The 10,377-nt window shown below is 72.9% G+C and carries 10 protein-coding genes and 1 pseudogene; 5 read left to right on the top strand and 6 right to left on the bottom strand.

Going from position 1 to position 10,377, the window contains the following annotated elements; translation table 11 throughout:
• The 3 genes from I5I_RS00520 to I5I_RS00510 form a co-directional block, all read right to left on the bottom strand.
• Nucleotides 1-215, bottom strand: a 215-nt coding sequence (locus I5I_RS00520) for a cyclic pyranopterin monophosphate synthase MoaC (protein WP_036314995.1), incomplete at its 3' end; no start/stop codon positions are given.
• Entirely contained in the window at nt 212-1,477 is a 1,266-nt protein-coding gene (locus I5I_RS00515) for a molybdopterin molybdotransferase MoeA (protein WP_036314992.1), read from the bottom strand. The genes I5I_RS00520 and I5I_RS00515, both read right to left, overlap by 4 nt.
• On the bottom strand, nt 1,474-2,574 hold the full coding sequence (locus I5I_RS00510; RefSeq protein ID WP_083867885.1) for a ThiF family adenylyltransferase: 1,101 nt from the start codon (nt 2,572-2,574) through the stop codon (nt 1,474-1,476). The genes I5I_RS00515 and I5I_RS00510 overlap by 4 nt, the downstream gene beginning before the upstream one ends.
• A gap of 127 nt (nt 2,575-2,701) precedes the next feature.
• Here I5I_RS00510 and I5I_RS00505 point away from each other — a divergent pair, with 127 nt between their 5' ends.
• From I5I_RS00505 to I5I_RS00490, 4 genes are read left to right on the top strand one after another with little or no spacing between them, the layout of a single operon-like run.
• Nucleotides 2,702-3,097, top strand: coding sequence for a TOBE domain-containing protein (locus I5I_RS00505; protein ID WP_036314997.1), 396 nt, complete (start codon nt 2,702-2,704; stop codon nt 3,095-3,097).
• Complete coding sequence (gene modA, locus I5I_RS00500) at nt 3,097-3,906, top strand: molybdate ABC transporter substrate-binding protein (RefSeq protein WP_036314989.1); 810 nt, start codon at nt 3,097-3,099, stop codon at nt 3,904-3,906. Before I5I_RS00505 ends, modA begins: the two co-directional genes overlap by 1 nt.
• On the top strand, nt 3,903-4,727 hold the full coding sequence (locus I5I_RS00495; protein WP_036314986.1) for an ABC transporter permease: 825 nt from the start codon (nt 3,903-3,905) through the stop codon (nt 4,725-4,727). Before modA ends, I5I_RS00495 begins: the two co-directional genes overlap by 4 nt.
• On the top strand, nt 4,703-5,806 hold the full coding sequence (locus I5I_RS00490) for a sulfate/molybdate ABC transporter ATP-binding protein (RefSeq protein ID WP_036314983.1): 1,104 nt from the start codon (nt 4,703-4,705) through the stop codon (nt 5,804-5,806). Before I5I_RS00495 ends, I5I_RS00490 begins: the two co-directional genes overlap by 25 nt.
• A 24-nt stretch (nt 5,807-5,830) precedes the next feature.
• Here I5I_RS00490 and I5I_RS00485 read toward each other — a convergent pair whose 3' ends face one another.
• A complete protein-coding gene (locus tag I5I_RS00485; protein WP_036314981.1) occupies nt 5,831-6,346 on the bottom strand; it encodes a tetratricopeptide repeat protein in 516 nt (171 codons plus the stop codon).
• A 128-nt stretch (nt 6,347-6,474) separates the two neighbouring features.
• On the opposite strand from I5I_RS00485, the gene moaA reads away from it, so the two are divergent.
• Nucleotides 6,475-7,533 carry a GTP 3',8-cyclase MoaA gene (moaA, locus tag I5I_RS00480; protein ID WP_036314978.1) on the top strand — a complete coding sequence of 353 codons (1,059 nt, stop codon included), beginning with the start codon at nt 6,475-6,477 and terminating at the stop codon, nt 7,531-7,533.
• Between the two features lie 2 nt (nt 7,534-7,535).
• Here moaA and cydC read toward each other — a convergent pair whose 3' ends face one another.
• Together cydC and I5I_RS00470 are read right to left on the bottom strand one after the other, a co-directional pair.
• Complete coding sequence (gene cydC, locus I5I_RS00475) at nt 7,536-9,215, bottom strand: thiol reductant ABC exporter subunit CydC (RefSeq protein ID WP_036314976.1); 1,680 nt, start codon at nt 9,213-9,215, stop codon at nt 7,536-7,538.
• Nucleotides 9,212-10,347 (bottom strand): annotated as a pseudogene (locus I5I_RS00470) (ATP-binding cassette domain-containing protein); the annotation flags it as partial. The gene cydC and the pseudogene I5I_RS00470, both read right to left, overlap by 4 nt.
• Between the last annotated feature and the right edge of the window lie 30 nt (nt 10,348-10,377).

The raw sequence follows: 10,377 nt of genomic DNA, 5'->3' as shown, positions 1-10,377 counted from the left end.
ATTCGAGCTCGGTCCCGGGGATCCTCTAGAGTCCCGGCGATGCGCGCGACGGCCAGCACATCGCCCTTGGGCACCGTTCCGTCGCGGAGCGCTGCGACGACGGCGGGAGCGCAGCGGACCACGGCGCCGGCTGTCGCGGCGCGCACCGTGGGCTGCTTCTCGGTCACATCGACCATGCGGGCGTGGCCGGCCTCGTCCAGGTGGGTGAAGCTCATGCGTCCCATCCTTCCAGCAGGTGGACCTGCACCGGGTCGCCCTCCCGTACCTCCGCGATGTCGGCCGCGACGACGGCGAGCGCGCGCGCGAGGCCCAACCCGCCGGCCAGGTGCGATCCCGAACCGCCCGCGGTCGCGGGGTGCACCGTCCACGTCGGCGCCGAGGTGTCGATGACCGCGGGCAGGTACTGCCGCCGTCCCTCCGGGGTCCGCCACGACGTGCCGGCCGGCAGAGTCAGACGCGCCCGCTCGACGGTGCGTCGACCCTGCATCGTCAGCAGGGCGGGGCGGACGAACACCTCGAACGAGACCGCCGCGCTGACCGGATTTCCCGGCAGACCGAACAGCAGTGCGATGCCGGTCGGCGTCGGCAGGGTGCCGAATCCCTGTGGCTTGCCCGGCTGCATCGCGACGCGGGTGAAGGTCATCGCCGCGGCGAGCTCCGTGCGCACCACCTCGAATGCGCCGGCGCTGACGCCACCGGAGAAGACGACCGCATCGACGGGTGCCGCCAGCAGCGCGGCCACCGCGTTGCGCAGAGCTTCGCCCTCATCGTCCACGACGACCTGAGCGACGACCTCTGCGCCGGCCGCCGCGACGAGGCCGGCGAGCAGCACGCCGTTGGATTCGGGGATCTGCCCGCGTCGCAGCGGCGTTCCGGCCGGCGCCAGCTCGCTGCCCGTCGAAACGATGCCGACCCGCGGACGCGCTGAGACGACCGCGTGAGTACGGCCCGCGGCGGTTGCCGCGGCGATCTGGAGCGGTCCGAGCACGACACCCGCCTCGAGCACCACGTCGCCCGCGCGGAGGTCGTCGCCGGCGCGGCGGACGAATGCTCCCGCGGCGCGCGGCGCACGGCGCACGGTTGTGTTCCGAAGGGAGTCGGCGAGGCCGCCCTCGGTGTCTTCGAAGGGCACGATGGCGTCGGCATCCGAGGGCACCGGCGAACCCGTCATGATGCGCGCGGCCTCGCCGGGGGCCAGCGGGGGATCGTCGGACGTGCCGGCGGGAAGATCCGCCACGACGCGGAGGAAGGCGGGATCCTCCGGACGCGCGTGAGCGACGTCCGCGAAGCGCACGGCGAAGCCGTCCATGGCGGAGTTGTCGAAGACGGGGATGTCCAGAGCTGCGCGCACGGGCTCGCGCAGTGTCGCGCCGGTCGCCGCCGTCAAGGGGAGGCGCACGGCGGGCAGGGGGCGCACGGCGGCGAGCACGTCCGCGAGCTGCTCCTCGACGGTGCGCAACGGCGCGTGGGAGGTCATGCCTGCTGCCACGCGGCGAGGCCGCCCACCAGGATGTCGGCGTCGACGCCGCGAGCGCGGAGGGCTTCGGCAGCGTGACGGGCGCGGATGCCGTGCGCGCAGATGACGACGACATGCTCGTCGTCGATCTGCGCCGGATCGTCCAGCAGGTCGCCGAGGGGGATCAGAACCGATCCGGCGACGACGCCGGTCTGCGTCTCCCACGGCTCGCGCACGTCCAGGAGGGTGGCCCCGGCCTCCTGCGCGGCGAGCATCTCGCTCGCCGTCAGTTCGCGGATCGGCGCGGGCGCCGCTTCTGCCGGGGCGACGCTCGGCGACGGCGAGGCGGGAGCGGCCGCCCGCAGCGCCACCTCGGTCTGCGTGCCGCGCAACGCGTCGATCACGAGCACGCGGCCCAACAGGGGCTCGCCGATGCCGACGATGAGTTTGACCGCCTCGATCGCGAGAATGCCGCCTACCTGAAGGCACAGGGCACCCAGCACGCCCACCTCGGCGCAGGTGGGTGGGGTGCCGGCGGCGTCGGCCGGGTGCAGGTCGGAGAGCACGATCGGCTCCGTCCCCGCGGGAGGCGCGCTCCAGAACACCGTGGCCTGCGCATGGAACTCCTGCAGCACGCCCCAGACGAGCGGGATGCCGAGACGCTCGCAGGTGGCGGCGACCGCTGCCCGGGTGTCGAACGTGTCGCTGCCGTCGACGACGAGATCGGCGCCGTGGAGCAGATCTCCCGCATTCTCGGTCGTGAGGCGTTCGTTGACCGGGATGACGACCGTCTCGGGCGACAGGTCCGCAGCGACGCGCTGCGCCGACGCGGTCTTGCGGGCGCCGATGTCGACGTGTCGGTGCAGGAGTTGCCGCTGGAGGTTGCTGAGGTCGACGACGTCGTCGTCGATGACCGTGAGGGTGCCGATACCGGCGGCAGCGAGCGCCATCACGACGGGCGAGCCGAGGCCGCCGGCCCCGACGACGGCGACGTGCGCGGCCGCCAGCCGGCGCTGACCGAGATCGCCCACGCCGTTGAGCACGAGGTGGCGCTGAGTGCGGGCGCGCTCGGCGGGGGCGAGGGCGGGAACGGGGTCGACGAGAGGAGGCAGCGGCACGGAGCCAGCGTATCCGCCGTGTCTGCCCGCGGGGTCGACGACCGAGAAGTCCTCCGCGGGGCAGAAATCCGCAGTTGCGTCGTTGAAGACTGCCCTCTCGCCGCAGATGCGCGCTATGGTCGGCGGTATGCGTTCGTATCGTGTCACCGAGGCCGCACGGCTGCTGGGTGTGAGCGACGACACCGTGCGCCGGTGGATCGATCACGGCATCCTTCCGACGACGGGAGTCTCTCCGGTGGAGATCCCCGGTGACGCCCTCGCCGCACGAGCGGTCGAGCTCGCGCACGCCGCCGCGGACCCCGCGGATGTGCTCTCGAGCGCCCGCAACCGCTTCGTCGGACTGGTCACGCGCGTGCAGCAGGACGGCGTGATGGCACAGGTCGACATCCAGTCCGGCCCGCACCGCGTCGTGTCGTTGATGTCCTCGGAAGCGGTGCGCGATCTGGGACTCGAACCCGGTGCGCTCGCCGTCGCGGTCATCAAAGCCACGACCGTCATCGTCGAGACCCCGAGGGAGCGGTGATGCGCACACGATCGCGATACGTCCTCGCGGTCCTCCTCGCCGGGGTCGTGGCGCTCGCCGGCTGCAGCGCGGCGGGGGGATCGGCGGATGCCGACCGCACCGCCTCCGGGGCGGCGACGGCGTCGTCGGACGCGGTCTCCGGGGAGCTGACCGTCTTCGCCGCGGCATCATTGAAAGCGGCCTTCACCCGGCTCGCCGATCAGTTCCAGACGGCGCACCCGGGGGTGACGATCCGTCCGATCAGCTATGACGGATCGTCGACGTTGGCGACCCAGCTGATCGAGGGGGCACCGGCCGACGTCTTCGCCTCTGCCGACGAGAAGAACATGCAGAAGGTCGTCGCCGCCGGACTCGCGTCCTCACCGCAGCCGTTCGCCACGAACGTGCTCACCCTCATCGTCCCGTCGGGAAACCCCGCCGGCGTGCACGGGCTCGCCGACCTCGCCACGCCGGCGCTGCGGGTCGTCCTGTGCGCGGCCGAGGTGCCGTGCGGTGCGGCATCGCAGACGCTCCTGCAGAAGGCGGGCGTGACGGCATCCGTCGACAGCTACGAGCAGAACGTGACCGCCGTCCTCACGAAAGTGGCCAGCGGAGAGGCGGATGCCGGTCTCGTGTACGTGACCGACGCCGCGACGACGCCCGCCGTGCAGACGGTGGCGACGTCGGGCGCGGATGCCGTGGTCAACACATACCCGATCGTCGCCCTGGACGACGCGGCGAATCCCGCGGCGGCACGGGCCTTCGTGGACTTCGTGCACTCCGATGCCGCGCGCGTCACGCTCACCGACCTCGGCTTCGGTACGCCGTGACGGTCGCGACCGCGGGGCGGCGCGCGCAGCCGCGGGGGTTCGTCCCGACCGTGCTGGCGGTGCCGGCGGTGCTGGGCCTCGCGGTGCTCGTGGTGCCGTTGACCGCGCTCGTCGGGCGTGTCGACGTCGCGACGTTCTGGGCCGACATCACCTCGCCGGCAGCGTTGTCGGCACTCGGGCTGTCGTTGGTGACGGGAGCGGTCGCGACCCTCGTCTGCATCGTTCTCGGCATCCCGCTGGCGCTGTGGATCGCGCGGTCGGGACCGCGGCTGGCGGGGGTGCTGCGGGCCGTGATCACCGTGCCGCTCGTGCTGCCGCCGATGGTGGGCGGGGTCGCGCTGCTGTTTCTGCTGGGACGCAACGGGTGGCTCGGGCAGGCGCTGGCGGTGATCGGCGTGCGGGTGCCGTTCACGACGGCGGCCGTGGTGATCGCCCAGACGTTCGTGGCGCTGCCGTTTCTCGTGCTGGCGCTCGAAGGGGCGCTCCGGGCGACCGGCACCGGCTACGAACGTGCCGCGGCGGCCCTCGGCGCGGGCCGGTGGCGCATCCTGTGGCGGATCACGCTGCCGCTGGCGGCGCCCGGCCTCATCGCGGGGGTGGTGCTGTGCTTCGCGCGCGCGATCGGCGAGTTCGGCGCGACGGCGCTGTTCGCCGGCAACGCACCGGGAGTGACCCAGACGATGCCGCTCGCGATCTACACGGCCTTCAACGGTGCGGGGGTCTCGCAGGGCACCGCCGTGGCGCTCTCGCTGCTGCTGCTGGTGACGGCGCTCGCGGTGCTGTTGGCCGTGCGGGCGTGGCGGCCGGGGGCGACGCGATGAGCGGGGCGATGCTCGAGGCGCACGTCGTCGTGCGCCGGGAAGGCTTCGTCCTGGATGCCGAGATCTCGGCATCCGCGGGGGAGGTCGTCGCGGTGATGGGCCCGAGCGGTGCGGGGAAATCGACGCTCGTCTCGGTGATCGCGGGGCTGTCGCCGCTGAGCGATGGCGCCGTCCGGGTCGCCGGCGAGGTCGTCTCTTCGCCGCGCGCGCAGGTGACGCCGCAGCGCCGTGGCGTCGTGCTCCTGGGGCAGGAACCGCATCTGTTCCCGCACGTGAGTGCGCGCGACAACGTCGCCTTCGGGATGAGTGCGCCGGACGGTCGGGCACGGGCGGCCGCGCGCGTGGAGCGTCGCTCGCGTGCCGAGCGGGCGCTCGCCGAGGTGGGGCTCGCCGGGGTCGGCCATCGCCGCCCGGCCGAACTGTCGGGCGGTCAGCAGCAGCGGGTCGCGCTCGCCCGTGCGCTTGCGACCGTCCCGCGTGTGCTTCTGCTGGATGAGCCCTTCACGGCGCTCGATCCTGTCACGGTGGCCGATCTGCGTCGGATGCTCGCCGAGCGGCTGCGCGCCGCCGGCACCACGGCGGTGTTCGTCACGCACGACGTGGTGGATGCCGTCGCGGTCGCGGATCGCCTCGTCGTGCTCGAAGCCGGGCGCGTGACGCAGTCCGGTGCGGTGCGTGAGGTCCTGACGACGCCGGCGACGGACTTCGTCGCGGCGCTCGCCGGCGTCAACCGGGCGGCCGGGCGCGTGGAGGACGGCGTGTGGGCCGCCGACCGGCTGCGTCTGCCCGCACCCTCGAGCGTCGAGGGCGACGCCGCGGCGCTCATCCCGATCGGTGCCGTGCGGCTCGATGCCGCGGATGCCGGCGTCGCGGGCCCGGGCTCGATCGATGGCGTCGCGACATGGTCGGCGCGCGTCGAACGCATCGAGGCAACGCCCTCGGGCGCGCGCGTGCACACGGCGTCGCCGGCGATCGTCTGTGAACTCACCGTGGCACAGATGCTGGCCGCGGCGATTGCGGAGGGCGACCGGGTGGTCCTGTCGGTGGACACCGCCGACGTGCGGATCGCCGCCGCATGAATCGGCGCCGGCGGCGTGCTGGTGTCACGTCTCGGTGTCGATAGCGGTGTCGAGGTGTCGCAGGAAGTCGGCGTTTGCCCGCAGAGCCGGGCGATAGCGATCCAGTTCCGTCGCCGGCGCGTGCGCGGCGATGACGTCGAGCAACTCGGCGAAGGCGGCGTGGACCTGGCCGGCGGCATGTCGGCTGAGGGCCTGGAAGACGGCGAGGGAGATCGCGTCGGGAAACTCGCGGCGTGCGTCGGCGAACACCCGGAGGGAGTCGTCGAGCCGGTCGAGGTTGCGCAGCGTACTGGCGTACTGCAAGAGGCATCGGCGGCGGACGTCGCCGGTGAGGCCTGCTTCGAGCGCGCGTGGATACAGAGCCGCGGCCGCACTCTCGTCGCCGGCGGTGTCATATGCCCCCGCGAGCTCGTACAGAACGCGCGCGTGCTCGGGATGCCGCGCGTGGATCTCCTCGAGCGCCGCGACCGTCGGCGCCATGTCATCGCGATCTCGTGCCGCGAAGATACGGTCCAACTCGTCGTCGAGGCTCTCACTCATCCACCGATCCTCTCAGAACGGTGGGGCGAGTCCGGCGAGCCGTGCGCGAGCGTGCGGCGATCCGTCTGCTCGGCGGGCGAAATCCGCCATTCGGCCTTCCCCCTCCATTCGCCGGGTAGCCTCGGACCATGCCCGCCGTCCCGCTCACCCTGCGTACGGGACGCGCCACGTCAGCGCTGCCGACGGCCCCCGGCGCGCCGCTCGTCGACCGTTTCGGCCGCGTGCACCGCGATTTGCGGATCTCGCTGACCGATCGCTGCTCCCTGCGCTGCACGTACTGCATGCCCGAGCAGGGCAACGAATGGCTCGCGCGCACGAGCATCCTCTCCACGGACGAGATCGTGCGCGTCGCGCGCATCGCCGCGGCATCCGGGATCTCCACGTTCCGGCTCACGGGAGGCGAGCCGCTGCTGCGCGCCGACATCGTCGAGGTCGTGCGACGGCTCGCCGCGGTCGAAGGCCCCGACGGGCCGGTCGACATTGCCCTGACGACGAACGGCATCCGTCTCGGCGACGTACTGCCCGACCTCATCGACGTCGGTCTGCGCCGCCTCAACATCTCGATCGACACCCTCGACCGCGACCGCTTCCGCGACCTCACCCGCCGCGACCGCCTCGACGAGGTGGTGGCAGGCATCGCCGCGGCGTCCGCGTCGGGACTGCGCCCCCTCAAGCTCAACGCGGTCGCGATGCGCGGCATCAACGACGACGAACTCGTCGACCTCGTCGCCTTCGCGCTCGATCACGGCGCCGAGATGCGCTTCATCGAGCAGATGCCGCTGGATGCCGGGCACACGTGGGACCGCACACGCATGGTGACCCGCGAGGAGATCCTGGCAGCGCTCTCGACCCGGTGGCACCTCGAGCCCGTCCCCGGCCGCGGCGGCGCACCCGCGGAGCGCTTCCTGCTCGACGGCGGGCCGGCCTCCGTCGGCGTGATCGCCTCGGTGACGGCGCCGTTCTGCGGCGCCTGCGACCGCCTGCGCCTCACCGCCGATGGGCAGCTGCGCAACTGCCTGTTCTCCAACGACGAGTACGACCTCATGCCGCTGCTGCGTGCGGGCGCCGACGACGTCGCGATCGACGCGCTGTTGCACGAGTGCATCGCCGGCAAGCTTCCGGGACATGCGATCGATGACCCGTCGTTCCTGCAGCCGGCGCGCGGGATGAACGCGATCGGCGGCTGAACTCAGTCTTCGATGCGCCCGCCGGTCAGCCGCACCGTGCGGTCGACGAGGCCGGCGGGAACGTCCACGTGCGAGATCAGCACGACGGCACGATCCGGACCGACCGCCCCGAGCAGGTCGGCCAGCAGCGCGTCGGACGCGTCGACGTCGACACCGGCGGTCGGCTCATCAAGCACGAGCACGGGGAAGCCGTGCAGCAGAGCCCGGGCCAGCGCGATGCGCTGGGCCTGCCCGCCCGACACGAGCGCCCCGCGTTCACCGACCCGCGCGTCCAGGCCGCCGCGCGCGCTCAGCCAGTCACCGAGGCCCACGCGGTGCAGCACCGCCTCCAGCTCGGCATCCGTCGCCGTGTCGCGGGCGAACAGGAGGTTCTGCCGGATGTCCTCGTCGAAGAGCATGGGCTGCTGTTCGCACAGACCCACCGTCTCACGGACGGTGTCGGGGTCGAGGTCGTGGACATCGACCCCGCCGATCGTGTACCGGCCGGCGCTCGTCTCCAAGAAGCGCACGAGGACGTGCGCCGCCGTGGTCTTGCCGGCGCCGCTGGAGCCCACGACCAGGATCCGCTCGCCCGGGGCGACCCTCAGATCCACCGCCTGCAGGGCGTCCTCAGCGGCTCCCGGCCAGCGCGCTGCGACGCCCTGCAGGACGAGGCCATCGCCGAGCGCGACGGCTTCGCGTGCGTGATCATCGTCATCGTGAGCGACCTCGAGCGGGATGCCCGCCGGTGTCTCGCCCGGCAGGGCTTCGGCGATCCGGGTGGCCGCGGCGCGTACCTGTCGCCATGATGACGCCGCCGCCGGAACCGCGGCGAAGACCTCGAACACGGCCATCGGCACGAGCGCGGCCACGGCGAAGGCGGGGGCGGTGATCGTTCCGTCGCCGAGTGCCGGAACGGAGGCCAGGACGGCGACGACGGAGGCCGCGCCGGCCAGTACTGACACGACGGCGGTGGAGCCCGCCTGCGCCCCGGCGCGGCGGGTCACCGCCCGCCGCAGGGCATCGTCCGCCGCGGCGATGCGCCGCGCGCTCTGATCGTCGGCGCCGTACGCGGCGAGGACGTCCAGGCTTGCGAGGTGATCGAGCACGGCGTCGGCGAGACGGGCGCGCAAAGGCGCGATGGAACGCTCCGCGCGGGAGCCGGCCACCCATCCCCAGCCGACCGCCACGACGGCCGCCACGACGAGGCAGGCGAGGAGCGTGAGCGCCGCGGGCCACCAGACGATGCCGACGAGCACGACGGCGCCGAGGGCCACCGCCGCCGACGATACGAGAGGCAGCACGACGCGCAGGGGCAGGTTCTGCAGCTCGTCCACGTCGTCGACGAGCGCTCCGAGCACCGAGCCGCGCCGGGTGCGGGTCAGCCCATCCGGGGCGAGCGGAATGAGCCGGCGCACCAGATCGGTGCGGGTCACCGCGAGCTGGCGCAGGGCCGCATCGTGGCTCGCGAGTCGCTCCGTGTAGCGGAAGGCGGCCCGACTGAGTGCGAAGGCGCGCACGCCCACGACGGCTGCCGACAGGTACATCACCGGAGGCTGCTCACTGGCGGGGACGATCACCCACGCGCTGCACGCGAGCAGCGCGGCCGCCGAGGCCTTCGAGAGGAAGCCCGTTGCGGCGCCCGGCCAGAATCGTCGCAATGACGGCATCGCCCGGCGCAGTACCTCCGTCGTGGTGGTCATGCGCCGACCTCTGCCAGCGTCGCCGACAGCGTCACGACGCGGTCGGCGATCTTGCGCGCCCAGCGTCGGTGCGACGATCAGAATCACCGTGGCGCCGTCGTCGGCGAGCCCGCGGATGCCGTGCCACAGGGCCGCCATCGGTCGCGGCATCCAGCGCCGAACTCGGCTTGTCGAGGGCGATGACCGGCGCACGGCCGCGGAGGTGGCGGAACACGGCGCGCGCCACCGCCAGCCGCTGGGCCTGCCCGCCCGACACGCCGGCGCCCTGGACGCCGAGTTCCTGATCCGGATCGAGGGCGTCGGCCTGTGCGACGGCGAGGGCACGCCGCACCAGATCGCGGCGTGACGCGGCATCCGTCTCGTCGTCGCCGAGCGCGACGTTCTCGGCGATCGTGCCGCCGATCAGGCCCGGGTGCTGGCCCGCCCAGGCGAGCCACGTCGCGGGGGAGAGGGTGTCGACGGGCGTGTCGTTCAGTCGTGCGTCGCCGTCGAAGGCCACCGCGCCGCGCAACGCGGCGAACACGCTGGACTTGCCGGCGCCGCTCGGGCCCTCGATCAGTGTCACGGTGCCGGGCTCGGCGACGAGATCGACGGCGGGCAGGAGCAGATCGCCCCGCCGGACGCGCAGGCCGCGTAGCACGAGGCGCGCCGGACCGGATGCCGCGACTCCGCGCCGTGCGTGCGCCGATCCGGCGGCGCGCGCCTCATCGAGCACCGCGAAGACGTCCTCGGTCGCCGCGACGCCCTCTGCCGCGGCATGGAACTGCACGCCCACCTGGCGAAGCGGAAGGTAGGCCTCAGGCGCCAGCAGCAGCACGAACAGGCCGACGGCCAGCGCCAGCGACCCGTCTACCAGCCGGAAGCCGATCGACACGGCCACGATCGCCACCGAGATCGACGCCAGCAGTTCGAGCGCGAATCCCGACAGGAACGACACGCGCAGCACCCGCATCGTCTCGACCCGGTATGTCTCGGTGACCTTCTCGATGGACCGGACGGCGCGGTGCTGACGCCCGAAGACCTTGAGTGTCGACAGGCCCTGGACCGTATCGGCGAAGCGGGCGGCCAGACGCCCCAGAGTGCGCCACTGCTTCTGCTGCACCGTTCGCGTCGCGAGGCCGATCAGCACCATGAGACTCTAGAGGATCCCCGGGACCGAGCT

It is taken from the genome of Microbacterium sp. B24 (genome assembly GCF_000333415.1).
Classification (GTDB): domain Bacteria; phylum Actinomycetota; class Actinomycetes; order Actinomycetales; family Microbacteriaceae; genus Microbacterium.
Note: the sequence above shows the minus strand (reverse complement) of the source record. Positions and strands in the feature narration are given on the sequence as shown.